Annotated in this window: 28 protein-coding genes; 7 read left to right on the top strand and 21 right to left on the bottom strand. The window is 39.9% G+C overall.

Annotated features, from left to right (window positions below):
* The first annotated feature begins 398 nt into the window (after window positions 1-398).
* A complete protein-coding gene (locus ACTRWE_RS16475) occupies window positions 399-878 on the top strand; it encodes an RNA recognition motif domain-containing protein (protein ID WP_054202949.1) in 480 nt (159 codons plus the stop codon).
* On the opposite strand, the gene murI is transcribed toward ACTRWE_RS16475, so the two are convergent.
* Window positions 841-1,629 (bottom strand): glutamate racemase, encoded by a 789-nt coding sequence (murI, locus tag ACTRWE_RS16470; protein WP_013464267.1) that lies wholly within the window; start codon window positions 1,627-1,629, stop codon window positions 841-843. The two genes, ACTRWE_RS16475 and murI, sit on opposite strands and share 38 nt — an antisense overlap.
* A gap of 66 nt (window positions 1,630-1,695) precedes the next feature.
* Window positions 1,696-2,820, bottom strand: a complete 1,125-nt coding sequence (locus tag ACTRWE_RS16465; protein ID WP_013464266.1) for a DUF5610 domain-containing protein — start codon at window positions 2,818-2,820, stop codon at window positions 1,696-1,698.
* Window positions 2,821-2,984: 164 nt separating this feature from the next.
* On the opposite strand from ACTRWE_RS16465, the gene trmA reads away from it, so the two are divergent.
* The gene (gene trmA, locus ACTRWE_RS16460; protein ID WP_013464265.1) at window positions 2,985-4,082 is read left to right on the top strand and encodes a tRNA (uridine(54)-C5)-methyltransferase TrmA; all 1,098 of its coding nucleotides are present in this window, start codon (window positions 2,985-2,987) and stop codon (window positions 4,080-4,082) included.
* Between the two features lie 9 nt (window positions 4,083-4,091).
* Here the strand turns inward: trmA and ACTRWE_RS16455 are convergent, their stop codons facing one another.
* The 5 genes from ACTRWE_RS16455 to ccoG form a co-directional block, all read right to left on the bottom strand.
* Complete coding sequence (locus tag ACTRWE_RS16455; RefSeq protein WP_008113397.1) at window positions 4,092-4,544, bottom strand: 2-thiouracil desulfurase family protein; 453 nt, start codon at window positions 4,542-4,544, stop codon at window positions 4,092-4,094.
* A 62-nt stretch (window positions 4,545-4,606) separates the two neighbouring features.
* On the bottom strand, window positions 4,607-5,245 hold the full coding sequence (locus tag ACTRWE_RS16450) for a thiol:disulfide interchange protein DsbA/DsbL (protein ID WP_008113400.1): 639 nt from the start codon (window positions 5,243-5,245) through the stop codon (window positions 4,607-4,609).
* A gap of 19 nt (window positions 5,246-5,264) precedes the next feature.
* Window positions 5,265-5,888: a thiol:disulfide interchange protein DsbA/DsbL gene (locus ACTRWE_RS16445; protein ID WP_013464264.1), complete on the bottom strand. Its 624-nt coding sequence runs from the start codon at window positions 5,886-5,888 to the stop codon at window positions 5,265-5,267.
* Between the two features lie 35 nt (window positions 5,889-5,923).
* Window positions 5,924-6,898, bottom strand: a complete 975-nt coding sequence (locus tag ACTRWE_RS16440) for a serine/threonine protein kinase (RefSeq protein WP_013464263.1) — start codon at window positions 6,896-6,898, stop codon at window positions 5,924-5,926.
* A gap of 80 nt (window positions 6,899-6,978) precedes the next feature.
* The gene (gene ccoG, locus ACTRWE_RS16435; protein WP_013464262.1) at window positions 6,979-8,409 is read right to left on the bottom strand and encodes a cytochrome c oxidase accessory protein CcoG; all 1,431 of its coding nucleotides are present in this window, start codon (window positions 8,407-8,409) and stop codon (window positions 6,979-6,981) included.
* Between the two features lie 282 nt (window positions 8,410-8,691).
* Here ccoG and ACTRWE_RS16430 point away from each other — a divergent pair, with 282 nt between their 5' ends.
* Together ACTRWE_RS16430 and ACTRWE_RS16425 are read left to right on the top strand one after the other, a co-directional pair.
* Window positions 8,692-9,051: a hypothetical protein gene (locus ACTRWE_RS16430; protein ID WP_013464261.1), complete on the top strand. Its 360-nt coding sequence runs from the start codon at window positions 8,692-8,694 to the stop codon at window positions 9,049-9,051.
* Window positions 9,051-9,257: a hypothetical protein gene (locus ACTRWE_RS16425; protein ID WP_013464260.1), complete on the top strand. Its 207-nt coding sequence runs from the start codon at window positions 9,051-9,053 to the stop codon at window positions 9,255-9,257. Before ACTRWE_RS16430 ends, ACTRWE_RS16425 begins: the two co-directional genes overlap by 1 nt.
* 12 nt (window positions 9,258-9,269) lie before the next feature.
* Here ACTRWE_RS16425 and ACTRWE_RS16420 read toward each other — a convergent pair whose 3' ends face one another.
* The 13 genes from ACTRWE_RS16420 to gspC all read right to left on the bottom strand — a co-directional run bounded on the left by ACTRWE_RS16420 (window position 9,270) and on the right by gspC (window position 21,299).
* Complete coding sequence (locus ACTRWE_RS16420) at window positions 9,270-9,857, bottom strand: UPF0149 family protein (protein WP_013464259.1); 588 nt, start codon at window positions 9,855-9,857, stop codon at window positions 9,270-9,272.
* Between the two features lie 22 nt (window positions 9,858-9,879).
* Window positions 9,880-10,638, bottom strand: coding sequence for a type II secretion system protein N (locus tag ACTRWE_RS16415; RefSeq protein ID WP_013464258.1), 759 nt, complete (start codon window positions 10,636-10,638; stop codon window positions 9,880-9,882).
* Window positions 10,639-10,641: 3 nt separating this feature from the next.
* On the bottom strand, window positions 10,642-11,115 hold the full coding sequence (gene gspM / locus ACTRWE_RS16410; RefSeq protein WP_013464257.1) for a type II secretion system protein GspM: 474 nt from the start codon (window positions 11,113-11,115) through the stop codon (window positions 10,642-10,644).
* Window positions 11,112-12,320: a type II secretion system protein GspL gene (gspL, locus tag ACTRWE_RS16405; protein ID WP_013464256.1), complete on the bottom strand. Its 1,209-nt coding sequence runs from the start codon at window positions 12,318-12,320 to the stop codon at window positions 11,112-11,114. The genes gspM and gspL overlap by 4 nt, the downstream gene beginning before the upstream one ends.
* Window positions 12,317-13,303: a type II secretion system minor pseudopilin GspK gene (gene gspK / locus ACTRWE_RS16400; protein WP_013464255.1), complete on the bottom strand. Its 987-nt coding sequence runs from the start codon at window positions 13,301-13,303 to the stop codon at window positions 12,317-12,319. Before gspK ends, gspL begins: the two co-directional genes overlap by 4 nt.
* A complete protein-coding gene (gene gspJ, locus ACTRWE_RS16395) occupies window positions 13,303-13,968 on the bottom strand; it encodes a type II secretion system minor pseudopilin GspJ (protein WP_462880345.1) in 666 nt (221 codons plus the stop codon). The genes gspK and gspJ overlap by 1 nt, the downstream gene beginning before the upstream one ends.
* Entirely contained in the window at window positions 13,969-14,343 is a 375-nt protein-coding gene (gene gspI / locus ACTRWE_RS16390) for a type II secretion system minor pseudopilin GspI (RefSeq protein ID WP_013464253.1), read from the bottom strand.
* Window positions 14,343-14,930, bottom strand: a complete 588-nt coding sequence (locus ACTRWE_RS16385) for a prepilin-type N-terminal cleavage/methylation domain-containing protein (protein WP_013464252.1) — start codon at window positions 14,928-14,930, stop codon at window positions 14,343-14,345. The genes gspI and ACTRWE_RS16385 overlap by 1 nt, the downstream gene beginning before the upstream one ends.
* Window positions 14,931-14,979: 49 nt before the next feature.
* The gene (gene gspG / locus ACTRWE_RS16380; protein WP_016900325.1) at window positions 14,980-15,402 is read right to left on the bottom strand and encodes a type II secretion system major pseudopilin GspG; all 423 of its coding nucleotides are present in this window, start codon (window positions 15,400-15,402) and stop codon (window positions 14,980-14,982) included.
* A gap of 69 nt (window positions 15,403-15,471) precedes the next feature.
* The gene (gene gspF / locus ACTRWE_RS16375; RefSeq protein ID WP_016900324.1) at window positions 15,472-16,707 is read right to left on the bottom strand and encodes a type II secretion system inner membrane protein GspF; all 1,236 of its coding nucleotides are present in this window, start codon (window positions 16,705-16,707) and stop codon (window positions 15,472-15,474) included.
* Between the two features lie 2 nt (window positions 16,708-16,709).
* A complete protein-coding gene (gene gspE, locus ACTRWE_RS16370; protein ID WP_462880346.1) occupies window positions 16,710-18,275 on the bottom strand; it encodes a type II secretion system ATPase GspE in 1,566 nt (521 codons plus the stop codon).
* Window positions 18,268-20,331, bottom strand: a complete 2,064-nt coding sequence (gene gspD, locus ACTRWE_RS16365; protein ID WP_462880344.1) for a type II secretion system secretin GspD — start codon at window positions 20,329-20,331, stop codon at window positions 18,268-18,270. Before gspD ends, gspE begins: the two co-directional genes overlap by 8 nt.
* 23 nt (window positions 20,332-20,354) lie before the next feature.
* Window positions 20,355-21,299 (bottom strand): type II secretion system protein GspC, encoded by a 945-nt coding sequence (gene gspC, locus ACTRWE_RS16360; protein ID WP_462880343.1) that lies wholly within the window; start codon window positions 21,297-21,299, stop codon window positions 20,355-20,357.
* A gap of 201 nt (window positions 21,300-21,500) precedes the next feature.
* On the opposite strand from gspC, the gene hslR reads away from it, so the two are divergent.
* Together hslR and hslO are read left to right on the top strand one after the other, a co-directional pair.
* Window positions 21,501-21,923 (top strand): ribosome-associated heat shock protein Hsp15, encoded by a 423-nt coding sequence (gene hslR / locus ACTRWE_RS16355; protein ID WP_013464246.1) that lies wholly within the window; start codon window positions 21,501-21,503, stop codon window positions 21,921-21,923.
* Window positions 21,924-21,935: 12 nt separating this feature from the next.
* A complete protein-coding gene (gene hslO / locus ACTRWE_RS16350) occupies window positions 21,936-22,781 on the top strand; it encodes an Hsp33 family molecular chaperone HslO (RefSeq protein WP_013464245.1) in 846 nt (281 codons plus the stop codon).
* Here the strand turns inward: hslO and ACTRWE_RS16345 are convergent.
* The gene (locus ACTRWE_RS16345; RefSeq protein ID WP_013464244.1) at window positions 22,778-22,906 is read right to left on the bottom strand and encodes a hypothetical protein; all 129 of its coding nucleotides are present in this window, start codon (window positions 22,904-22,906) and stop codon (window positions 22,778-22,780) included. The genes hslO and ACTRWE_RS16345 overlap by 4 nt on opposite strands.
* A gap of 138 nt (window positions 22,907-23,044) precedes the next feature.
* Here ACTRWE_RS16345 and ACTRWE_RS16340 point away from each other — a divergent pair, with 138 nt between their 5' ends.
* On the top strand, window positions 23,045-24,583 hold the full coding sequence (locus ACTRWE_RS16340; RefSeq protein ID WP_013464243.1) for a phosphoenolpyruvate carboxykinase: 1,539 nt from the start codon (window positions 23,045-23,047) through the stop codon (window positions 24,581-24,583).
* The last annotated feature ends 723 nt before the right edge of the window (window positions 24,584-25,306 follow it).

Raw genomic sequence — 25,306 nt, 5'->3', positions numbered from 1 at the left:
ACGTTGCGACGTTGTCGCTAGGGATGCGTATAATACATCCTTTATCTTTCGAGTCAACACTTAATTTTAAACTTTCTTGCGATGATTTAAACTTAAGTTTTACTTAACTCTCTGAGTAGCTCATGCCTCGCTATGCGTTGGCGTTCCCCGTCTCAGTGGGGTCGCATTATAGGGAGATCCGAAAACAGATCAACCTTTTTTTTAGATCTTTTTACCGTTTGCTCAAGTTTCAAACAAACGAGGCTAAAATAGTACTGAAACGCCTTACTATCGGTTGTTTTTTACACTCTTATTAACTATTTGCTATAAATTTCATTGCTATGTTCAATTAAGACGTTAAGATAGCAAGTTCACAATGTTAAATTAATGTTTATTTCCTGTTTATTGGTAGATCAAAAATGAAATTACCCGATCAAAAATCTTTTATCTTCGCAGTTATTCTTGCTGTTGTTGGTTTTGTTATCGTTAAGTTTGCGCTTGCAAGCCTAGCATTAGACCCTGCACTTCTATTCGGTGCCGGTTTATTAATTGGTGGACTTGTTATTGCTGCAATGTCATCAGTAAGTACAGAAGAAGCCGAAGTAAAAACAAAAACACTTTATGTTGGCAATCTTCCTTATCGTGCAAATGAAGGTGTAGTTCGTGCTTTATTTGAAGAGCAAGGCAAAGTATTTAACGTTCGTTTGTTAAAAGATAAGAATACTGGCAAGCGTCGCGGTTTTGGCTTTGTTGAAATGGCACAAGCAGATGCTGATAATGCAATTGCTAAGCTAAACGATAGTGAGTTCCAACAACGTACTTTGAAAGTACGTGAAGCAAAACAAAAACAAGAAGATGATTCTAACTCTTATCGTTCAGAGTCGGATCAAACAGTGTAACTTGCTTAACCGCTAGTTTATCACTACATACATCAGCCGTTGCATAATAGTGCAGCGGCTTTTTTATGCCTGCTTGATTATCACTTAATTTGAGTAAAGAACTAACTCGCTTAGCAATGGCCGCACCAGAGTCTAATAACTGTACTTGCGTATTAAAGTAATCACTGATTGGTTTAGCTAAAATAGGAAAGTGAGTACAGCCTAATACCAGTACATCGATATCTTTATTAATATTTAATCGGTCTAACTCAGTGTGCAACTTATCGATATCTAAGTGCTGGGTAAAAAAGAGAGTCTCTGCCAAAGTAACCAGTTCAACACTACTATATAAACTTGTGGTTATCGATGAGGCATGTTCTTTTATAAGTGCATCAGTATACGGGCTTGATACCGTTGCGGGAGTTGCCAATAAACCTATATGCTTTGATTGCGTTAATTGCGCTGCGGGTTTAATTGCAGGTACTACCCCAACAATAGGAATATCGGTAATTTGACGTACCGAACTTAACGCTGATGTTGAGGCGGTATTGCAGGCTATAACAATTAAGTCGACATTTAGTGACTCATCTTCAATAAATTGAATCAATCCACATAGGCGATGAATGATGGTTTGTTGCGACTGTGCGCCATATGGCAATAATGCATTATCCATAAAATAGCTGTATTGAGCATGAGGAATGCTTTGCTGAATATGCTCAAGCACGGTGGTTCCACCTATACCTGAATCAAATACCATGATGTGCGCTGACAAACTACCATTCCTACTCTTTACTAAGAACGGCAGTTTGCCATGTGGCTTTTGTAAAAGAAAGTAGTTTTACTCAGTGCCTAGCTTTGCAGTAGCGGCGTTTAATTTATCTAAGTTTTCAAACATGGTGTTAGTGTAATCAACCAGTTTATCTATTTCTTGTTGATCTTGATTTAGCCATTGAATGATACCTGATAGCTGACTTTCTAATCCTAGGGTTTGCGCTTTAGAGTAAGCCGATTTTAGATCATCATTAAAAGGGGCAACAGTTTCGGCAATGGCTTTTTCTGATGCTGGCTTAATTTGTTCATACTCTTTAATGGCAGCAACGGTTTTGCTTTGACGTAAGTCCATTGAGAATGCCACCAGCTGTTCATTCCCTAAACTGAGTTCTTGGGCTTGTTCAAATGCTTTATCTAAATCGCCACTGAAAAAGGTTTTACTGACATCTTGTAACTCTGCCATTAAATCATTTATGGCTTGCTGCTCGTCTTCATTAAGCTCACCGTTTACTGACATCAAGAAAGAGAGCTCACGGGATTCAGAAAATTGCGTACTAAATGATTGTGAATCATCTGTTTTTTGATAGCGACTAGATGATTGCGATTGGTAAGCATCTGCAAAGCTAATACTCACCTCATCACCTTCTGCTGTGGTAAATGTATAATCAGCACTATTGCTTAAACTTACATATTGCGCCTGGCTAACAGTAACGCTTGCAGGTTGTGGGTTAAATAAGTTCTGCTCAAATTTATCGAGGCCACTAAAAATACCCTCTTTTGATTTATCAATACCCTCTTCAAGGTCTTGATTGAATACCCCCATGCCTTTTAGTTCATCCACAGCCTCATCAACACCCGTCTGCACTCCTTTACGTGCCTGGCTAAGTATATCTTGTAGTTTCTCATCATTAGCACCATTGGCTTTGGCTTTATTTACCGAGCTTGTTACAAAGTCTAAAACATTTTTAACGACTTCATTAAAATCAAACAGTGGTTTGTCTTTTTTGGTTTCAGCGACCGGCAAACCTAGTTCTTTTGCCATTTTGTCACCTAATACGGCAGCAGCCAGTTCTTTTCCTCGTTGCTGATAACTAGTTGGTGGCGAGTCTATTTTAGGCTGTGGCATTGCTTGATTAGTATTGTATTTATTAGCATTACTGTTTGGAACAAAACTAAAGTTACCTATTTTCATGAGAAGACTCCTATTTAGACTTACTCTTATATCGGCCAAGTAAGCCTATACTGTAGTAAAATGCTCAAAAAAAGCTCACTATATTTGATCAAAACTAGACAAATACGCTTCGCTCCCTACAATAGCGCCGATAAACAGATCTCAACGATAAGGTTATACCGTTAATGGCAGTTATAAATATAGATACCACGCAGTACGATGCACAATTAAATGAAAAAGAGCAGCGTATTACAGAGCAATTTCAACGTTTCGGTGTAAAACAGTTAGAAGTATTTAGCTCTGAGCCCATTAACTACCGCCAACGTGCAGAATTTAGAGTATGGCACGATGGTGACGATCTGTTTCATATTATGTTTGATCAACAAACAAAAGATAAAATACGTGTTGATACCTTTGACCCTGCAGCTCCTTTAGTAGGTGAAATTATGCAGGTGATGATTGATAATTTAAAAGGCTGCGAAGTACTACGTCGTAAATTATTTCAAATAGATTATTTATCAACCCTCAGTGGTGAAATTTTAGTGAGCTTGCTATATCACAAGCCACTTGATGAACACTGGTTAACTGAGATCAATGCCTTAAAGGAAAAGCTAAGTAGCCAGTACAAAATTGACTTTATTGGCCGTGCACGTAAGCAAAAAGAAAAATTGGGCGATGACTTTGTTACTGAGCGCTTAATGGTGAATGGCCAAGAGCTAATCTATCAACAGGTAGAAAATAGCTTTACTCAGCCTAATGCGAAGGTGAATATTAAAATGTTAGAGTGGGCACAAGAGCTATGTAAACCACTAAACAATGATTTACTAGAGCTGTATTGTGGTAATGGAAACTTTTCTATTGCACTTGCTGGTTCATTTAATAAAGTGCTGGCGACGGAAATATCAAAATCGTCGGTGCATTCAGCGCAATATAATATTGCTCAAAACCAAGTAACTAACTTAGATATTATTCGCATGTCGAGCGAAGAGTTTACTCAGGCAATGAAAGGCGAGCGTACTTTCTCTCGCTTAGATGGCATTGACTTGAGTAGTTACAACTGCCAAACCATCTTAGTCGACCCGCCTAGAGCAGGCATGGACACGCTTACGTGTGACTTAGTGGCTAATTATGAAAATATTATTTATATCTCATGTAACCCAGACACATTAGAGCGTGACCTTGAACACTTAACGCAAACCCATGAGGTTAAGCGCTTTGCAATATTTGATCAGTTCCCTTACACACACCATATTGAATCTGGTGTATTTTTACAGAAAAAATAAAATCTAATACTATAATACCAGCGCCTTGATAAGTGCTGGTATTTGCTCTTCACTAAATACTTTAACTTGATTCTTTACCAATAACTTAGCGGTCAGCCCCATGCCTTTTACTTTCACCCCACTATGGCTTCCATCATAAATTGTATTACGGCCACACGAAGGACTAGACTCTTTTAGTAAAGCAAAGCGAATATTATGCTTATTACAAAGGGCTAATGCTTTATTAGCGCCAGCTTCAAATGCACTTGTTACATCCTCAGCAGTATTTGTAATAACTCGATTTTGCTTTATCTCAGCGGGCGCTCTAGGCACGAGTAAACCACCAGCAATCTCAGGACAAAATACAATTAATCTATTTTGCTTTTGCCACAAATTAAGTTGAGGGTGCAATATTGTTTGTCCTTTACCATCATAACGAACTGGCAAACCTAACAAACAACTTGAGATTAAAATTTTTTCCATAATGAATTTTCTTCTCCAAATAAAAAAGCTCCTTTCGGAGCTTTTTTATTTCACTAAACTACTTATTTATTTGCTAAGTAGTTAATAAGTGCGCTTACATCTTCTGGCGATGAAATGCCTGACTCGCCACCTAAGTTAAGCTTGTATTTACCATTAACGATAAACGTAGGAACGCCACGAAGTGCTCCTTTGCCTTTAAAGTAATCTTGGTCGCGTTTCATTTTAGAGCTAAGTGTACGTACCGAGAAGCTTTCAAATAATTTATCAAACTTGTCGCCATCTACGCCTTGCGCTAAAAATACATCTTTTACATCTGCCAACTCATTAAATCGTGCACGCTTTGCATGGATATGATCAAACATCGCTGAAATAATTTTATCTTTTTGAGGTAGTACTTCAGCTGTAGCTAATGCTTGGCTGATCATGGTTTGATGTTCTGGGTCACGTACACCCACAAAATCTACATGGCTTTTCTTAAACTTTACGTTTTTATCTAGCTTAGGTTTGATCTCGGCCAGCAGTGGTTCCATGTTATTACATGCAGGACAGTAAAAAGAGAAAAACTCTTTTACTTCTGGTTTTCTGGTTGCACGATCAGAGACGACATCGTAATGCACGCCCTCTTCGTAAGTGGCAGCAAAACTGGTTGCAGCTAAAGGGAGTAATACAGCAAGTAACCCTGCTTTAACTAATTTGATCATTATTGTGGTGCTCCAAAAATTATAGTTTTAGTAAAAAGCTAATTAACTCATCAAGTTCTTGTTGGCTCTTGATTGTATTAATATTGATTTTGTATTTGTCATTTACGATAAATGTAGGCACGCCAGTTAATGCACCAAGTTCAGAATATTTATTCTGTTTATCTTGCATGGCACGTTCAGCTGCTATGATAGGCAAACTGGCGATGTCGTTATCAAATGTCGTGTTATCAATTGCATTAAGCTCTAATAACTTTTTAACGTCTTTAATTTCAGTTAATGGCGCACGTTGTATATGAATGCTTTTAAAAATTTGCGCTGTTACCGCTTCAGCTTGACCGTGTTTCTTTGCGATTAAGTAAGCAAAGCTTAAATTACTTTGAGCTTGTGGTGAAACGCCTCCCAAAAAGTTGACATGATTTTTTACAAATTCAGCCCCTTCAGGTAAGTTTTCTGCAATCCCTTTGGCTACCGGCTCAAATTTAAAACAATGTGGGCAATAGAAAGAGAAAAACTCGGTTACATTCGGGGTTTTACTTTTTTCAACATCAATTACAGTGTATTGATTACCCGCTTCAAAGTTAGCAGCTAATGCTGCAAAAGGTAAACATAGGATCAGTAAACTTAGTTTTAATTTTTTAAGCATGAATATCTCGTTATACTTCTTTTTAAATAAAAATATTATGGCAATAATTTTAACGGGGCTTCTTGCAAAGCTGCAAACTGCTCTTTAAGCGCTAAAATTTGTTGCTCCCAGTATTTGTCATCTGCAAACCATGAAAAGTTCCGTACAAAAGCAGGATCACTCCAACGTTTTGCAACCCACCCCATGTAATGAATCATACGCATAGCCCGAAGCGGTTCGATCAGCTTAAGTTGTGAGTGATCAAAATCGCAAAACTCTTCATATGCATTCACTAAAGTGTCTAACTGTAACAGCTGTGTTTGTCGATCGCCACTGAGCATCATCCATAAATCTTGAATTGCAGGACCTTGACGGCTATCGTCTAAATCAACAAACATTAATGCATCTCCTGCCCATAGGATATTACCAGCATGGCAGTCACCATGTAAGCGAATGCCTTCTACATTTTTATATTGCTGTTGAGTTTGAGCAATGACTAAATCTAAAATAGTGTAAAAGGAAGTCTCTAATCCCATAGGGACTAACTTACTTTTTTGTAAATGAACTTTAGCTGTATCTAAATATTCATCACAGGTAACGGTCGGTCTTTGGGTAAAGGGTTTCGTTTTGGCTACTTGATGCATACGACCGATTAAACGCCCGAGCACATCGAGTTGATCTAAATTGTCCACCTCAAATAAACGCCCGCCTACACTTGGGAACAAAGTAAACAAATACCCTTGATGTTCAAACAAGCTTTGCCCATTGTGTTTTATTGGCGCCACCACCGGTACTTCAGCGGCGGCTAGTTCAAAAGCAAAGTCATGCTCTTCTTGAATTTGCGCTTTGCTCCAGCGCTCAGGGCGATAAAACTTAACGACGTAACGCTTTGCACCCTCGGCTACAAATTGATATACCCGATTCTCGTAGCTATTTAGCGCTAACAACCCTGACTCAGCATAAATATCCACGCTTTCTATGGCATCCAAAATAAGATCTGGAGTTAAGTCAATAAAGCTAAATTTACTCATATACTTCTTATATAAAAGAAAAGCGGGAATATCCCGCTTTTTTGTTAATAACAGTGCTCGTTTGCCTTTAATAAAGCGACTTATCGTGCCTTAAAAAAGTTGCTTGGCTGCGATATTTTATTATCGGGCTCGTTTATTGGCGACAACACAAAGTTAAACTCGGTCATTGGCGCTTTTAAATCATAAGGATCCATTACCAGTGATAGCGGTACATTATGCGATTCACCAGCGTTTACTGTAAAGGTAGTATCACCTAAGTATTTATAATTATCTAACCCTGTTACATCAATAGAGAATGTTTGCTCGTATTGTGCTTTGTTAATTACTTTTAAGGTGTAGGTGTTTTCAACTAAACCATTAAAATCGACACGATACAACTGATTACGGTCGCGAATAATATCAAAGTCCATGGTTTTACGCATGGCGATATTAGCAACCAGCGCACCGGTAAGTAAGATTAAAATAACACTGTAACCAATCAGCTTTGGACGCAGCGGATGGGTTTTATTCTCCGGTGTTTCTAAATTACGCTCGGTGGTGTAAGAGATAAGGCCTCGAGGGTAATTCATTTTATCCATTACGCCGTCACAGGCATCAATACAAGCGCCACAGTTTATGCACTCATATTGCAAACCATTACGAATATCAATCCCGGTTGGGCAAACCTGCACACACAAGTTACAGTCAATACAGTCACCTAAACCTAACTCTTTAGGGTCTTGTTTACGAGAACGTGGCCCTCGGTTTTCACCACGAGTTTCATCATAGCTTACAGTAAAGGTGTCTTTATCAAACATTGCTGACTGAAAACGTGAATACGGGCATATATGTAAACACATAATTTCTCGCATCCACCCAGCGTTACCATAAGTACAAATAGTAAATACAATGATACTAACTAAGGCATAACCGCCTACATTAAAGGTAACAAATTCAGGCAGTAGTTCGCGAATAGGCGTGAAGTAACCAACAAACGTTAACGCAGTATATAAAGAAAATAATACCCAACTAGTGTGCTTAGCTGTTTTACGCCAGAACTTGTCAAAATCCATCGGCCGTTGATCTAACTTTTTACGTTGGTTAGCGCTGCCCTCAAACTTTTCTTCAAACCAAATAAAAATGAAGGTCCATACTGTTTGCGGACATGTATAGCCACACCACACTCGACCATAAAAAGTGGTAACCAGAAATAAGGCAAACGCTGCTAGCATAAATATAAATGCAAGAATGGTGAAATCTTGTGGCCACAGGGTTAAGCCAAAAATATTAAATTTTTGCTCCATTAGCTCAAATAAAACAGCTTGTTGACCGTTAAAGTTGATCCATGGCAATAACATAAACGCCAGCATGCCTAAAAAGCCAATACGTTGTCTTAGTAATTGATGGAGTCCTGAAACAGCACGCACATAAATACGGTTGCGTGGGTTAAATCTATCTTCTTGACGGCTCAGATCGGGTTTTTGGATCTTAACCTCTGTTGGTATGTTTTTTACTTTAATTTGCTTATCCATTGAAGTTCCTCAACGCCGCTAGGAAATAAAAATTCAGCAATCTTTTTGTACTTTTCGCCTAAGTGTAGCAACTTACATGCTAAACATAATACGCTTTAGGTCGCACTTGTATACTTTCAGATATTTCAGAAATATCTAATTACTCCTCTTATTATACGCATATTGGCTAAAATTACTGACTAGATTGCTAATAATTTATTCAACTTGTGACTTGCTTTTAAGGTGTATTTTATTACACTTGCCGGCTACTAACGTGTTGTTTGGATCAAGGTTTGTGTATTTATGAAGAAATTTTTTATACTAGTGGTTGTGATCCTAGCATTTTTTACCATTGATCACCCCTTGGTAAAAGAGCCTCGTGAGCGCTTACTCGGTGATGGTATAGGCTTGTTAAGCAGCACAACTAAAGTCGATCGTTTTCCTGTCGCAACCATGACAAGAAACAAAATTAATAAACAGTTAGCACTTTCAAGATCCGAAGAAGACTATATTGATAAAACCTTTACCAATGATGAGTCAGTAAAGTTGTTTGAACTACGCTATTGTCGTCAAGGCGATCTAAACCTTTACTTTTATTCAGAACGTTTAACAACGGTATGTCGCATTATCAAAGAGTCATTAGCGCAAGCGAGAGTGAAATAATGGATTTTTCTGGATTAAATAAAAAAGCAAGTAACTCATTTCACAAGCACCGCACTATGCTTAAGCAGTTGGCACAAGGTAAAACACTTAAATGTGAGCATTGCCAGGGTGTATTAACGTTAAATTTAGCCACCAGCGAACCTGGTAAGGGAGTAATACAGTGCAAACAAGGTTGCACTGATATTGAATTAGAGATTGGCGCTTAAGGCTTTACCTACTTATTCATCCCACCCTTCATCGGTATACAAACCACTATTAAGCGCGACAATTTCTATAAGTTCAGCAAAACCTAACGCAAAGTCGCCCATTAATTCATACTGCTGCGCACACAAATGTAATTCATCGATATTATTTTGCTGTGCAATCTTTGCAATCGTTGGTTTATCTAATGCAAAAAAGCTAAGAGTCGCCTGTGCACTTTCAAGCGCTTGCTTGTATTGAATATCTAGTTGCTCACTCTGGAGTAACTTATGAGTATACGTTTGGCTTGCAGTTAAAAAACCTGCAGACCACTGCTGACAAAACTCACGGTCAAACTCAGCGGGTAACTTATAACCAAGTTCAAATACTTGTTCACTTACTTGATGATGTAATGCCATAAACAAAAACAACATGTCTTCATCAAGGTCATTGGCGGTATTAGGTAGAATTTGCTCTAACCATTGATGTACTTCTAATGGCTCAGGTGAACAAATAGTGCCAAATAAATAACCTTGGCTTTGAATAAGGCTCATAGCGCCGGGCTGGGTAGTTAAAAACTCGCTGAGCAGTTTGGCGTGCTGCTCAGTAAACTGAGGTATTTGCATTAAAACTCTTTTTTATAAAATATTAAAATTTAAGTGGATACCGACCTTGGTTATCTGGTCTACCTAAAAACTTCACCGCGTCATGAACTTCTTTCGGTAAAGTGAGATCAGGTTTAACATATCCCGCTACTTTAAAATCAAAATTGGCTTTTAGTGTAGCATCAGCCTCTAACCCTAATCTATTATTTGGCTCAATAAGTATGGCTACATCGCCCGACTTACAACTTAACTTACCGCTTAAATCGCCTATATTAAACCAGCCAGTTAGCCCTTGCACATCAATATCAGGGCTGGCTATTTCACCTTGTAATGATTGGCAATAAGGAGCGCCTGAAACGTATTCATCGAGCTCTAAAATAACGCGTCCTTTAGCAGTAACCGGTAACGGTAAATCAATGCGCTGCATAGCGCGCTCAACCGTTGAACGCACTACAGTATCAGTTATTCTAAGTTCATCATTTGTGAGAGAATAACTAATATCTGCATACCCAGAAATGTCATCACGTTCGCGAGGATTACCAAAACGTAAGTTAGTATTTACTTGAGCTTTAAAGATTGACCAGCCTGATATATCCCAACGTACATTGTTCAACTGTTCACCTTGAAAGCGAAGCTGCATTATTTGACCTTGCCATAGCGTACCAAAAGTTTGCCCTACCTCTAACTGCGCAGGTAAGTAAGGTTTAGCAAAATTTAAAGCCACTGCAGCGGGCAATTTAATAACGCTAAAAACAAGAAAGCTAATTACAAAAACGATGGATAAAATTATTATTTTTTTCATTAACTACTTCTCTAATACTAAACGGCTTACGCGTACATAACCGGATTTATCATCTTGGCTTAAATCTAAATTTTCTACGCTTAAACCATGCTGATTAACCAGCTCGTCAATCCATTGGATTAATTGATTAAACTCCACTGAGTCGAGTGTTAAACGAAGTGAATTATCATTTGGCTGCATTTTACTAATATTAATGCTGTAACGACCGCGCGTATTATTCACTATTTGGCTGAGGTTTTGATTGCTCACCGCTTGCGCTTTACCTGCTGCTTTAAGTTTAACGATACTGTCGTCTACCCATGCTAGCAATTCTTGTTGTTTTATTTGTGATTGTTGCGCATTTTCTATTGCCGTATTTAAGGGTCTAAATATACCCATTACCAAAACAAAAATAATAAATACACCACCCGCAACCATTATTAACTGCTGCTCTTGTTCTTTTAATGAACCCCAATATTTCATGAACTGCTGTTTCATTGTGCACCTCGCAGTCTAATTTCGCCGACGATATAATCACCATCATTATTTAACGACCCCTGCTCAACAGTCACACCTTGCTGCTCAAGAATGGCTTTAACCTTACCAAAGGTTTGAAAGTCTTTTGCACGAGCACGAATACGTAATTCATTACGGCGCTTATCAAAACGTAAGGTTTGCGGTGTAAATTCGCTCACTTGTGAAAATACACTCACCAGCTTGCTGGTTAAATCTAAAAAGCCAGCATCGCTCGTACCTTGCACTTTATCCAGTGCTCCCTGTATTTGATTTTTAATTAAGTGAGGGCGCACCCGCGTGCCTGGAAAGGCTTTTTGAAATCGCTCTACTACTTGTGATTTAGCTACCTCAAGCTGCGAATTAAGCTGATGTAATTCAACCGCTTTAATAGCCACACTCGATAGCAAAGCAATAACACTAATTATGGTGGCACTTTTCCAGTAACCCCACCATAAAGCCGTTTTCTTTTTAATCGTGTAAGGCCCTTGACGCAAATTAAATTTAAGCTGATCTAACTGCTTAGCAAATAATGCTAACGGCAGCTCATAATCACTGGTTTGCGGATGCAAGGTAAGCGTTTCAGGAAATTGCTCTGCAGGGCTGTAATGTTTTATATCAGGGTTACCTAAAGCCGTTAGATATTCCTTTAACCAGCTGCTTTCAACCGCACCGATATGCCAGTCACCTTTTTTAAATAGCCATTGCTTGTTGAGCTCAATTGCCGCTACACAAGGCTCTTCTGCACTGGGCAATAACAAGCCATCCGGCACTATTTTATGAGCAGTGAGCTGGTGTTGCTCAAACACCTCTAACCAGTGCTCAAACCAATCGCGATTCATTAGCGCAACCCTAATTGCATGCTGCGCTTCAACCATTGTCGGCTCCCCTAGCGCTATATAGATATCGTCTATATCACAGGCAATATCCTCTTCGAGCATATAAGGCAGTGCTTGCTCTAGCTTACGGTTCCATTTAGTTGGCAGTATCACCGTTTTTAATTGCACTTGGTCACATGGTAAAAGTACCACGAGCTCTCGGGTTGATGCTTTTTCAGTTAGTTCACTTAACTGGCTGGCATTTTGTAACTCGCCACTGGCTATTATTTCTTGTTCTTGTGGTGAGTATATTAACCAGTTAAGCAAGTCTTGTTCGGTTTGACCCGTGCGGATCAACAGTATCTCTGTCACTGTACGCCTCCAAATTTTCGCGCCAGTATCGTTACCTCGCCATTGCTGGCATACAGTAATGTGGTCATCGAAAAACGCAAATCAACAAATTTTGCCTGCGTTTGTAATTTAAAATATTCACTTTTTAAACTAAAAAGCTTTTCTACTGCTTTGATATTTTTGCCGCCTTGTTGTTTAACAGACTCAAAAAACTCTTCAATATTATCAAAGCCATTTTCAGGTCGCGCTGCAATTACCGCTTGAGCACCCGAAACACTCAGTTCGTCTATTAGGCCACTGAGCAATAAAGCTTGCTCTTCAGTGACTGTATTAACATTAATTGAAAGTAACGTACTACCTGGGATCACACAGACAAAAGGCAGCACTTTTTCCATAACCAAAGGATTAAACCCTTTAATTAAACGCAGTTCAGACACCGATGCAAATAAGCTATTAGCCGTCATATATGGAAACTGACGAGATAAATACTCCCCCTCTTCGGCACCAGAGCGATAGGTTATACTGTTCTCATCAAGCCAATCAAACACACTGTCGGCCATCCCTTCTTCTGATTCATCACTGGGTAAATCATCTATATTTTCTAAAATAGCAAACAACGCTTTATGTGCTGGGTTAGTTTTATTACCGCTATTTGGGTCTGGCTCAACCCCAAGCGCGTTTAAATTTAAACACGCTTGTAAATCAGTCAACTGGCCGCTTAAAGTGCCGTTCTCAACAGGGTACTTTACATCGCCTTGCTTTGCCCAGGGCTGCGCTAATGTGGTTTTTTCAGGATCGTCTTTTTTACTTTGAATTAAACCTTTAATTGCTAGCTCTTCAGCACCATAGGCATACCATTTCGCTTGTTGCTGACTTTGTAAATTGGTACTTCTTTGTACTTGCACCATTAAATTAGCACTCATTTCAACGGCTAAAATAGCTGCAAGCGCTACAATAAATAACACAATAACCAAAGCCGCGCCGCGCGAAGATTGTTGGTTCATCAAGGCGTACCCCGGCCATTAGGTTGCGACGGGTTAGTCCCCTCAGTTACTGGTTTAGGTAGCTCTTTACCGAGTCCTGGCACTAAAAACACACGCCTGATAGGCTCCGCATCCATTTGCTTTATAGTTACCGCAACGGCTTTAGGTAATGCCTTAATTTGCCAGTCTTCTTGCCACTTACCGCTACCATCTAAAAACTCAAATTTAAGCTCTTCGACTGCGGCTAAAATAACTTGGCTACGAGGCTCCATATTATCGAGTTGATCGACATAAATGCGATATACGCGTTCTAACTTGTCATCAATGACGCGATAACCAACAGCTTGTAACTCTGAGCGAGGGAGTAAGTTAATGGGATTCATCCAACCATCACTTACAAAGGCAATACCATCAAGCTGGCTTTCTAAAATGTAGCGTCCAGCAAGTAAGTATCCCTCTTGAAAATCTCCAGCTTCATTACGCACTTGGCGTTTAGTCATTTGGCTAAAGTCTTGATCCATTAGCCTGAAGGCTGTTTGTAACCCATTTAGTTCAGCAATTTTTTCATCTGATGCTTGTTTAGCTCGCGTTGTGGTATCAAGTATTTGGTGGGTGGCCATAATCACAAACGCCAACACACCTAGTGCCACCATCACTTCTAATAATGTAAAACCGCGCTGCTTCACTTAAAGCTTACCTTTATTTAAGTAAGTGCTTAACTCATAAATTGAATTTTCGTACTTATCATCCGTAAACACATTAATAGTGACTTTTACAAAGCTCTTGTCGGCAGTGGGCACAACATCTTGGCGCCAAAACCATTCAATACCCGCCATCATCTCACTGCCGCGGGTACCATTTTTACCTTGCCATTTTTCGCCTTTCGTTCGTTGTTCTACCAATACATTCTCAGCGACCCATGAGCCATACGTTTGTTCTTCAATACTTGATAAGTGATGAATATGCTCACCGGTTGCTTGCATTGCCGCAATACCCGCCATGGCACAAATACTCAGTGCAACTAAGACTTCTAATAATGTAAACCCGTGGTATTTTTTCATTATTGGGGCTCTCGACGAAAATCGACTGGGGCTGCAAATTTACCTTCAATAAAGTACACCGGCTCTGGCTGATCTTTTAATTCAAGCATGAGCTGAAACGCACTTACATCGGCAGAGGATAAAATAAGCACTTGCGGTACTTTTAACTTTTTAAGCTCTAATAAACTGTCTTCATTGTTACCACTCATTAGCTCACGCCAATTTGACTGCTCTAGTAAGTTATCTTGTGCCCAAGGTAGGTCTTCAAGATTAAGTGTTAATTTAAATTGGGGTTCGATCTCAATTGGCTTAAATAAAGCTTCACGATCAAAGCTAATCCATTTTTCGCCATCAAACACTAAAAATTCAAGCGTATTTTGCTCAACTAAAAGGCCTAATTCTATTTGATTAAGCACCGCAAATTCCGATGCGGCATTAATGGTGGTATGCAGCCTATTTGCTTGCTTGTCTAACGCTTCTTCAGCGCCGCCATCTAAGCTGTATACCACCATTTTGGTGGCAAAGGCGATGATCACCAATACCACTAAAATTTCTATTAAACTAAAACCATAATGCTTTGCACTCAGGTGCTTAGGGCTTACCTGCATGGCAAGCCCCAATGTATTATGTTTAAGTGCATGGTAAAGTTATTGGTCATTACTGCTTATCTTCATCCCAATTACCAATGTCATCTTCGGTGGCTGGTTCGCCATCTGGACCCATCGAAAAGATATCAAATTTACCTATTTCTCCAGGGCTGATTAATTGATAATTATTACCCCATGGATCTTCCGGTAACTTGCTAATAAAGCCACCATCAGGAAAACGCTTTGGAATGGGCTCAATACTGGTTTTAGTAACTAATGCCTCTAAACCTTGCTCTGTACTTGGGTAGCTTTTATTTTTAAGCTTGTACAAACTCATAGCATCTTCTAACTGCTGAATATCTAAATGCGCTTTATCAATAGCCGCTTCTTCTTGCTGGCCCATAATATTAGGTGCCACAATCGACATGATCATCCCGATGATAACCAGTACCACCATGACTTCTAATAAAGAAAAACCTGATTGTTTATTCACGTTATTACCTCGTTATTCTAAAAACACTAAGCAAAAATGATTTGTTTAAATCATTAATATAAAAAATACTTAAAGACCTACGGCCTTGTTCATTGCCATAATTGGCTGCAAAATTGCCATTACTATGAAAAGCACAATCACTGCCATAGAGGCAATCATTGCCGGTTCCAATAATTTTAATGACACATTAACCATACTTTCAAACTCGCGATCTTGATTGTTAGCAGCACGCTCTAACATTTGCTCAAGTTCACCGGACTTTTCACCACTGGCTATCATATGTAGCATCATTGGTGGAAACAACTTAGTTTGCTGTAGTGAAGCACGAAGACTCGCCCCTTCACTGACTCTTTCTGCGGCATCTGCCACTGCTTGCTTTATTTTTTCGTTAACCAACACCCCACCTGAAATACGCATTCCTTCAAGTAGCGGCACTGAGCTTGACGATAAAATACTTAATGTACGGGCAAAGCGCGCCGTGTTAATACCTCTAGCAACCTTACCTATGCCTGGCATATGTAATACTTTTGCATCCCACCAAAACCGTACTTTAGGTTTTTTAAGTGCGTATTTAATTCCAATAGCAATCGCCGTGATCGCTAATAAACTAACAAACCAATAATTTTGTACAAAATGACTACCCGCCATGACCCATTCGGTTGTCCAAGGTAATACTTGTTTGGTTTTTTCAAACGTTTTTAGTATTTTAGGCACCACAGTACCTAATAATACTGAAACAATACCAATAGCGAACACGACCAAAATAATGGGATACACCATCGCTTGCGTAATTTGGCTACGCATGTGTTGGCGTTGCTCGGTGTAATCAGCCAATCTGTTAAGTACTTGATCTAAGTGACCTGACTTTTCACCTGCGGCCACCATTGCACGGTATAAATCGTCAAATACATGCGGAAATTCACTCATCCCATCAGCAAGCGTATACCCTTCCACCACTTTAGAGCGCACAGACATTAACATACGTTTTAGCCGTGGTTTTTCACACTGCTCAGCAACCGCCATCACGGCACCCTCAACGGGTAAGGCTGACTGAATTAGGGTCGCAAGTTGACGTGTAATCAAAGCAAGATCTGACGTTGATATTGTCGGCTTAAATAAAGAGCCTAATAATGGCGCTTTTTGACCTCGAACTTGTTTATCATCTTGAGCAGCTGGCACCACCTCGAGGGGGGTTAGCTTTTGATCGCGTAAAAGTTGGCGAACTTGCTTTGCTGTATCCGCTTCTAAAATTCCTTTTTTTTCTTTTCCCCGGCCATCTAATGCACGGTATTCAAACGCCGCCATTGTTAGCCTTCCTCACGGGTTACGCGTAATACTTCTTCAAGCGTTGTTTTACCCGCAAGTACGCGGCTGCAGCCATCTTGACGAATACTTGGGCTGCGTTTACGAATATATTTCTCTACGCTTTGCTCACCTTTACCGCTGTGGATCATTTCACGAATAGTTTCATCAACGACTAATAATTCGTGAATACCTGTACGACCACGATAACCGTTAAAGTTACACTCTTCACACCCTACCGCGCGGTAAATCGTCGGAGCATTATCAAACGGTACGCCGAGTAATTCACATTCACGCTCATCTGCAATATGCCCTTCTTTACAGCTATTGCATAAGGTACGTACTAAGCGCTGTGACAATACGCCGAGTAATGATGACGATAATAAGAATGGCTCAACACCCATATCTTCCATACGGGTAATTGCACCTGAGGCGGTATTGGTATGCAATGTAGACATAACTAAGTGGCCAGTAAGTGATGCTTGTACACCAATTTGAGCGGTTTCTAAGTCACGTATTTCACCAACCATAACCACATCAGGATCTTGACGTAAAATAGCGCGTAGGCCACGGGCAAAAGTCATATCAACCTTGGTATTAACCTGTGTTTGGCCAATACCTGGGATTTCATACTCAATGGGATCTTCAACCGTTAAAATATTGCGATCCCGCGAGTTAATTTGGCTCATACCGGCATATAAAGTAGTACTTTTACCAGAGCCTGTAGGGCCTGTAACTAAGATTATACCGTGAGGCTTACTAATTAAGTCGGCAAACAGCTCTCGGTTTCGAGCTGTCATACCTAAGTCTTCTAGATTTAAACGTGCATTGTTTTTATCAAGCAAACGCAGTACCACGCGCTCACCAAAGCTCGATGGCATAGTCGATACACGCACATCTACTGCGCGTCCTGCAATACGCAAACTAATGCGACCATCCTGCGGTATACGTTTTTCTGCGATATCGAGTTTGGCCATTACTTTAATACGCGATACCAGCAAAGAGGCTAGTTTACGATTAGGTTTTAAAACTTCTTTGAGTACGCCATCCACCCGAAAACGAATAACCAGCTCTTGCTCAAATGTTTCAATGTGAATATCAGAGGCACCTTCTTTAATTGCCTCACTGAGCATGGCATTAATCAGCTTTATAATTGGCGCATCGTCGTCACCGGTAAGTAAGTCTTCAGTTTGAGGAAGCTCATCAGCTAGTGAGAATAAATCAACCTCATTACCAATGTCTTCCATCATTTGCTGAGTTTCTGAGCTGTCACGTTGATACGATGCTTCTAGTAATAGCTCAAACTTATCATCTTCTAGTTGCTCAAGTGTAAAGCCATGTCCTGCAATACGACGCACTTCTAATAATACATCAACATCAAGCTCACCACGGTAATACACAATTTGGTTATCTTTATGCTTACTGAGTAACGCGCCAACACGTCTGGCATAAGAAAACGGCAAACGTTTTGCAGGCAGTTCAATTAAGTCATCTTGAGCAAGCTGTTCATCATTACTATGAGTAATTGGATGAACAACATCTTGATTAATATCTTCTATCGCATTAGTCATCATTACGCTCTTGTGCATTTTGTTTGCGTAAATGCTCTTCATACGTTGGTGGTAACAACAATTCGTCATTCCACTCAGGTAAAATAGGCGTATCAGACATTGGCATTAAATTAATACCATCTTCACGTTTTTTAAATTGTTCACCGCGAATAAAGTTATATTTATTAAAGCTAAGTTTATTCATACTAACGCCATCGCGAATAATGGTCGGTCTGATAAATACAATAAGATTACGCTTACGCTTTGTTGTATTAGTTGACTTAAATAAGTGCCCTAAAATAGGGATGTCGCCTAGTAATGGCACTTTTGACACGCTTTCTTGTACATCTTCATCTATCAAGCCGCCTAGTACCACCATGCCGCCATCATCGGCCATCACGGTTGTTTTAATTGCGCGCTTATTGACTGAAATATCAACTGCTGTTGCACCACTAACACTGGAAACTTCTTGTTCTATAGTCAACTGTACCGCTGAACCATCATTAATTTGCGGTGTCACTTTAAGCTTTATACCCACTTCTTGGCGCTCAACCGTCTGGAATGGGTTCGTATTATTACTACCTGTTTGCGAGCCAGTAATAATTGGCACTTCTTGGCCAACTAAAATAGACGCTTCTTCGTTATCCATAGTGGTAATAGAGGGAGTCGCTAGAATATTCGAATTAGTGTCAGTTGAAACCGCTTGAACGATTGCGCCCCAATCGTTTTTAATCACTCCCATGGCTAAACCATTAATACCACCAAGTAATGATGCAAGCGGGCCGTAGTCGCCTTTAGTTGTTTCATCATATTCGGTAACAGTACCTGACTCAGTACCAATAATGCTTTTAGTTATTGTTTTATCACGAGCTTGCTCAGCAGCTACAGCTAAGGCACCGACAGGCACAGTGGTACCATTATTAAATTGCAGCATGCCGCCTTCTTCTGAAATCCATTGCAGGCCAAAGTTAACGCCATCACCTTCCATTACTTCAATAATAATGGCTTCTACTAATACTTGTGCGCGGCGAATATCTAAACGCTCAATAACAGACTCTAGTGAACGCATTGTATCTGGCTGAGCGGTAATAACTAATGAATTAGAATCTGGATGAGCTTCAATGCTAGTGTCATTCTTATTACTACTGCGAGTTTTGGTTGCCCCACCTTTTGAGTCCTCTGCCAGCGATTTACTCACACCTTGAAGTACTTTGACTAAATCTTCTGCCTTTGCGTAGTTTAGGTAAAATACTTTGGTATTACCTTGGCTTTCAAGTTCGCCGTCGAGACGTTTAATAAGCTCAATGGCGCGGGTACGAGCTTGACCTTCACCACTCACAATCACGCTATTAGTTCGGCCATCAGCCACCACTTTAGGAATTAAAAACTCAGGTACACTACCCTTACCACTGTCTTTGTATATATTCTCTACTACAGAGACAACATCATCAGCCGTTGCGAACTTAAGCTTAACGATATCGACTCGCTTATCACCCGCTTGGTCAACAGAGCGAATAATTTCTACTAAGCGGTTAACCGAGGCTGCATGACCAGTTAGCATCATTACGTTGGCGGCATTAAAGTTAGCAACATGACCGCCATCTTTTTGGTCACTAAACTGGCGAACCAAAGGGCCTAACTCTTGTACGCTGACATTTTTAACTCGCACAACCCGAGTGATCATCATATCGCCAGCTGCATCGCTGTCCGTTGTAATTAACGGTACATTGGATTTTTTAGCATCTGAGCTTTTTTCTATCTTTATTATGTTGTTATCCATTTCGACGGCTGAATAACCGTAAACTTCTAAAACATTTAAAAAGAATTGATAGTAAAGTGCCTCATCCATTAATTCGTAACTACGTACATTTACTTTGCCACGCACGTTAGGATCAATAATGATGGTTTTATTAAGGTTTTTGCCCACAATATTAATAAACTCATTAATATCTGTGCCCTTAAAGTTAGCAGCGTATTCAACAGCAGCAACCGACATAGAAAGACTTGCCGCTAAAAAAAGTGCTGCATACTTAGCTAACCCTTTTTTAATTTTTTTGAGGTGTAGCACCTGAACCATTATGTTAAAACTCCAAAGCTAAGTTATTGCAGACTAAATAGTACATCTATTTGCTCACCATCACGCTCTATTGTGATAGTTGCATCTGTACTGTTTCGCAGCTCATTCATTGCTGCCATTGCCTGTTTTAAATCAGTTAATTGATAGCCGTTAATTGCCACGGCCAAATCGTTATTTTGTAATCCCATTTGTTTAAATAATTCAGGCTCTTTACCTGGACTCAAACGGTAACCTATAAGTTCCCCATCATTCATAGCTTGAGAAACACGTATATAATCAAATAGCTTACCAGGTTCTTCTAAAAGCTCTTCGCGAGTTTCTATTAATGCTTCTTTCACCTCAAGGTTGGCAGTGGCATCAATTTGTTCATCGCTTTGTGCTGAAGGCGCTAAAGGCCCCATTTCAGACTCATCTCGCGCAGCGAGTACCGGCATAGACACTGTTTTAGTAAAGTCGAGCCCATCAAGCATTAAGGTTTCAAAGCGACCACTTACATCTAGAATCACACGATCTGGGAGTATTTGCGATACTTTTGCACGTGTACCTTGCACCACATCCTCTACTAAATAACTCGTCTGGCGACCTTGCGATTCAATAATAGCCATTCCCGCCTTATCATCATTACTAACAGCAACAATACCGGTTAAGTTAATACTAAGACGCGTTTCAGGGGCATTATTAATGACTTTAGTTTGCGAAGCAGTATTGGTGTTTTTTGTTACATTTACTTTACCAAATAAAAATTGCCCAATAATCGAATCGACAGACTGGTTATTGCCGCCCGTGACTTGACTAGAGTAGCTACTGGGAGCAAGAGGAGTTGTTACTGGGTGCGGCCATAAAAGCCAAACGAGCTTTGATGACAAAAATGCAATATAAACAATAACTAAAACCATAACTAACACGCTTAATTTAGCGTGTGGCAAACGGTTTAATAGCAGTTTAAATTGTTGAACGTGCTGTTCCATAAGTAGTGTTCTTATTTTAATTTATAGCGAAATCACCCAGCCATAGTACCTTTTCATTTTTCATTCAACAAGCACGCTAATATTAAACTTTGTAAACAGATTAATTTATCTTCCTCATTAGTTACAGAATCAAGCTATAACTTCATGGCATACCTATTTCATGGTAATTTAGCTAATAACCGAATTTACTAGAGATGTTCCATGACAAAGAAAGCTAAACTCAACGACAACTCAGAAAACTCGAGCGAACTTAAAGTCAGGTTAGATAAATGGTTATGGGCTGCTCGATTTTATAAGACGCGAGCAATAGCACGCGAAATGGTACAAGGCGGCAAAGTACATTATAATGGTCAACGTAGTAAGGCCAGCAAAATTGTAGAAATTGGCGCAGTTATAAAGCTAGCCCAAGGCGTTGATGAAAAAACTGTCACAGTATTAAATATACTTGAAAAGCGCCAAAGCGCCCCCATTGCACAGACCTTGTATCAAGAATCTGATGCAAGTATTGCTAAGCGTGAAGAAAATACTATCGCACGCAAAAATAACAGCTTCTTTGCACCTCATCCGGTTAAAAAGCCTGATAAAAAGCAAAGACGCGAACTTTTAAAAATGAAATCAAGTTAGGTATAGCCGCTCATGCAACAAGATTTACTTCATCGCTATTTATTCGACAATCTCGATGTTCGTGGCGAACTCGTACAAATAGACAACGCTTACAATGAAATGATTGCTAAACACAATTACCCAGAGCCCGTTAAAGCATTACTAGGTGAGCTGCTTGTTGCAACCTGTTTATTAACAGCAACATTAAAGTTTGAAGGCGAAATTGCCGTTCAACTACAAGGTGATGGGCCGGTAAAATATGCCGTTATTAACGGTGACGACCAACAAAATATGCGTGGCATAGCACGACTTCAAAGTGAAGTGACAGGGTCAACAGTTAGAGAGCTTATAGGCCAAGGTTACATGGTTATCACTATTACTCCGACGCAAGGGGAGCGTTACCAAGGTATAGTGCCTTTAGAGCATGATACCTTAAGTGAATGTATAGAAAGCTATTTTGAGCAATCTGAACAATTAAAAACGCGCCTTTGGTTTGCAACCGACACCACAGAGGGAAGCGCCAAAGCATGTGGGCTATTTTTACAAGTGCTACCTGTTGATAAACAAAAGTCGATTGAAGATTTTGCTCACTTAGAAGCACTCAGCAATACCATTAAAGATGAAGAGCTATTAGAGCTCGATGCCAATACTATTTTAACGCGTCTTTATCATGAAGATAATCCGCGAGTATTTGATCCTCAACCAATTCAATTTAAATGTGGCTGTAACCGCGAAAAAACGATGACGGCTTTAGTTAATGTTGGCCAACAAGCGCTTTTGGACGATGTTGAAAAAAATGGTGAGATTAAAATTAGCTGCCATTACTGTTTAAAAGATTATGTGTTTAACGAGCAAGATATAAAAAGTATATTTAACTAATCTACTTTTATAAAACACAGCACAAAATAGCCATAATTTTTTATGGCTTTTTTGTGCCTAAAAAATGACACCGGTATCACAAGCTGAGCATTTTTCATGACACCGGTATCATTGAAATTATTCATGTTTTTTCCTTAATTTATATGTTTTTACGGCGTTTATAAGCTCGAATATCCTTAATCCATCTGTTACTATAATTGCAGCTTAAAGGTTACTAAGACCCAGAGCTATCCCGTTCAATCTCACACAATTTAGGTATAAACATGACTTCAAGCGCTACCCGTTTTGTCGATCTAACTGCAGCTGAACTTGTCGAACACGCTATCAGCCGTGGCGAAGGGACTTTAGCCGCCAATGGTGCTTTTGTAGCTAACACTGGTCGTCGTACCGGTCGTTCTCCAAAAGATCGTTTTATTGTTCAAGAATCAAGTACTGAAAATGAAATCCAATGGGGTAATGTAAATCGCCCATTCGATGCAGATAAGTTTGACGCGTTATGGGCACGTGTAGAAGCACATGTGCAAAGCAATGACCACTTTATCTCTCACCTTGAAGTTGGCGCTGATCCAGAGCACTATCTTCCAGTGGTTGTAACAACAGAAACTGCTTGGCACCATATCTTCGCTAAAAACATGTTCATCCAACCAGAATCATACAACAAAGCAGACTTCCCTCAGTGGCAAGTAATGAATGTACCTTCGTTTGTATGTGATCCAGAACGCGATGGTACCAATAGCGATGGCACAGTTATTATTAACTTTGCACAACGTAAGGTGTTACTTGCTGGCATGCGCTACGCGGGTGAAATGAAAAAATCGATGTTCTCTGTGCAAAACTTCCTACTACCAGCGAAAGGTGTATTACCAATGCACTGTTCTGCTAACGTAGGCGAAGCAGGCGATACTGCGTTATTCTTTGGTTTATCTGGTACAGGTAAAACAACGTTATCAGCCGATCCAACTCGCTTCTTAATCGGTGATGACGAGCACGGCTGGGCACCAGGTAGTGTATTTAATATCGAAGGTGGTTGTTACGCTAAATGTATCGACCTTTCTCAGAAAAACGAACCTGTTATCTGGGACGCTATTCGATTCGGTACAATTTTAGAAAATGTCGTACTTGATGAAAATCGCGTTCCTGATTTTAATGATACCAGCCTAACTCAAAATAGCCGTGCAGCTTATCCACTGGAGCATGTTGAAAAACGCAAAGTTGAAAACCGTGCAGGCGAGCCTAAAGCGGTTGTATTCTTAACATGTGATGTAAGTGGTGTCCTTCCTCCAGTATCTGTACTAACCGAAGAAGCTGCAGCATTCCACTTCTTAAGTGGTTACACTGCAAAAGTAGGCTCTACAGAAATTGGCTCTACCAGTGATATCGAATCTACATTTTCAACCTGTTTTGGCGCACCTTTCTTCCCACGTCCTGCAGGTGTCTACGCAGAACTTCTAATGAAGCGTGTACGCGAGTTCGGCGCTAAAGTTTACCTAGTTAATACAGGCTGGACAGGGGGTCCGTACGGTATTGGTAAGCGTTTCGATATTCCAACAACACGTGCTGTTGTTGACGCAATCGTATCTGGAAAATTAGCTGGTGTTGAAACTCAACACATTGACGTGCTAAATCTAGACGTACCAGTTGCAGTACCAGGCGTTGATAGCAAGCTGCTTAACCCAATTAACACATGGGAAGACAAAGCAAAGTATGCTGAATATGCAGCTAAACTAGCCGCTGATTTCACAGAAAACTTCGCAAAATACGACGTATCTGAAGAAATTAAAAATGCAGGCCCTAAGGTTTAATAATTACCTTTAACCTCATAATTGAAACGCCAACCTTGAGTTGGCGTTTTTGATCCTACTTGGTTTATTCCACAAATATCATTTCTTTAATATATTCTGCAAAATCATCTAATAGCTAAAATAAAGACCATAGTCACTTTTCAGCCCAACTTAAATGAGTTTTTCTATATGCATACAGCGATCTTATAAGGCCTTAAAAAAGCTGTAGCTGATTCGTTTAAACATTATATATTTAGGCTAGCAATATATGCGTACATTAGACTTGATAGCGATGTGAAGTACACGCTTCCCCTTCTATATTCAAGGTCACACACGACTATGACTTCACCAACAAAGTAGATTAGTATTGTACACAGTCCTAAGTAATCACGTTGGGCTTAATCGCTGAACTCCCTTAGCATTTTACTCACCACAGGCCTTTAGTGTGTCATTCCTGCGTACGTAAAAAGCCCGACGATTGCTGATCGGGCTTTCTAAATTTGGAGCCATGGTGTGCTACTTCGTAGCAACAACACAATAGAATATCGTGGTGTCAGCTCTGATCAACTCTCTTCCTTTAACCTATTACCTTTTACCTTGACCTGCATTTTCACTTTCCTACAGACGTAAAAAAGCCCGACGATTGCTAGACGGGCTTTCTCAATTTGGAGCCTGGTAATGTCGTAGTGCCCACAGCGGTAGAGTATGTATTAGGCTCTAAGGTGCTCGTCGCATTCTTTTACC

This window comes from Pseudoalteromonas sp. G5_S1_54_S4, assembly GCF_054968565.1.
The sequence above is the reverse complement of the archived record's forward strand: the minus strand, read 5'-3'. Positions and strand labels throughout refer to the sequence as shown.

Excerpts from the sequence above, each read along its gene's own strand:
- ACTRWE_RS16475 (WP_054202949.1), top strand. The coding sequence starts at position 399 with ATGAAATTACCCGATCAAAAATCTTTTATCTTCGCAGTTATTCTTGCT.
- ACTRWE_RS16465 (WP_013464266.1), bottom strand. The coding sequence starts at position 2,820 with ATGAAAATAGGTAACTTTAGTTTTGTTCCAAACAGTAATGCTAATAAA.
- trmA (WP_013464265.1), top strand. The coding sequence starts at position 2,985 with ATGGCAGTTATAAATATAGATACCACGCAGTACGATGCACAATTAAAT.
- ACTRWE_RS16455 (WP_008113397.1), bottom strand. The coding sequence starts at position 4,544 with ATGGAAAAAATTTTAATCTCAAGTTGTTTGTTAGGTTTGCCAGTTCGT.
- ACTRWE_RS16450 (WP_008113400.1), bottom strand. The coding sequence starts at position 5,245 with ATGATCAAATTAGTTAAAGCAGGGTTACTTGCTGTATTACTCCCTTTA.
- ACTRWE_RS16445 (WP_013464264.1), bottom strand. The coding sequence starts at position 5,888 with ATGCTTAAAAAATTAAAACTAAGTTTACTGATCCTATGTTTACCTTTT.
- ACTRWE_RS16440 (WP_013464263.1), bottom strand. The coding sequence starts at position 6,898 with ATGAGTAAATTTAGCTTTATTGACTTAACTCCAGATCTTATTTTGGAT.
- ccoG (WP_013464262.1), bottom strand. The coding sequence starts at position 8,409 with ATGGATAAGCAAATTAAAGTAAAAAACATACCAACAGAGGTTAAGATC.
- ACTRWE_RS16430 (WP_013464261.1), top strand. The coding sequence starts at position 8,692 with ATGAAGAAATTTTTTATACTAGTGGTTGTGATCCTAGCATTTTTTACC.
- ACTRWE_RS16425 (WP_013464260.1), top strand. The coding sequence starts at position 9,051 with ATGGATTTTTCTGGATTAAATAAAAAAGCAAGTAACTCATTTCACAAG.
- ACTRWE_RS16420 (WP_013464259.1), bottom strand. The coding sequence starts at position 9,857 with ATGCAAATACCTCAGTTTACTGAGCAGCACGCCAAACTGCTCAGCGAG.
- ACTRWE_RS16415 (WP_013464258.1), bottom strand. The coding sequence starts at position 10,638 with ATGAAAAAAATAATAATTTTATCCATCGTTTTTGTAATTAGCTTTCTT.
- gspM (WP_013464257.1), bottom strand. The coding sequence starts at position 11,115 with ATGAAACAGCAGTTCATGAAATATTGGGGTTCATTAAAAGAACAAGAG.
- gspK (WP_013464255.1), bottom strand. The coding sequence starts at position 13,303 with ATGAACCAACAATCTTCGCGCGGCGCGGCTTTGGTTATTGTGTTATTT.
- gspI (WP_013464253.1), bottom strand. The coding sequence starts at position 14,343 with ATGAAAAAATACCACGGGTTTACATTATTAGAAGTCTTAGTTGCACTG.
- ACTRWE_RS16385 (WP_013464252.1), bottom strand. The coding sequence starts at position 14,930 with ATGCAGGTAAGCCCTAAGCACCTGAGTGCAAAGCATTATGGTTTTAGT.
- gspF (WP_016900324.1), bottom strand. The coding sequence starts at position 16,707 with ATGGCGGCGTTTGAATACCGTGCATTAGATGGCCGGGGAAAAGAAAAA.
- gspE (WP_462880346.1), bottom strand. The coding sequence starts at position 18,275 with ATGACTAATGCGATAGAAGATATTAATCAAGATGTTGTTCATCCAATT.
- gspD (WP_462880344.1), bottom strand. The coding sequence starts at position 20,331 with ATGGTTCAGGTGCTACACCTCAAAAAAATTAAAAAAGGGTTAGCTAAG.
- gspC (WP_462880343.1), bottom strand. The coding sequence starts at position 21,299 with ATGGAACAGCACGTTCAACAATTTAAACTGCTATTAAACCGTTTGCCA.
- hslR (WP_013464246.1), top strand. The coding sequence starts at position 21,501 with ATGACAAAGAAAGCTAAACTCAACGACAACTCAGAAAACTCGAGCGAA.
- hslO (WP_013464245.1), top strand. The coding sequence starts at position 21,936 with ATGCAACAAGATTTACTTCATCGCTATTTATTCGACAATCTCGATGTT.
- ACTRWE_RS16345 (WP_013464244.1), bottom strand. The coding sequence starts at position 22,906 with ATGAATAATTTCAATGATACCGGTGTCATGAAAAATGCTCAGCTTGTG.
- ACTRWE_RS16340 (WP_013464243.1), top strand. The coding sequence starts at position 23,045 with ATGACTTCAAGCGCTACCCGTTTTGTCGATCTAACTGCAGCTGAACTT.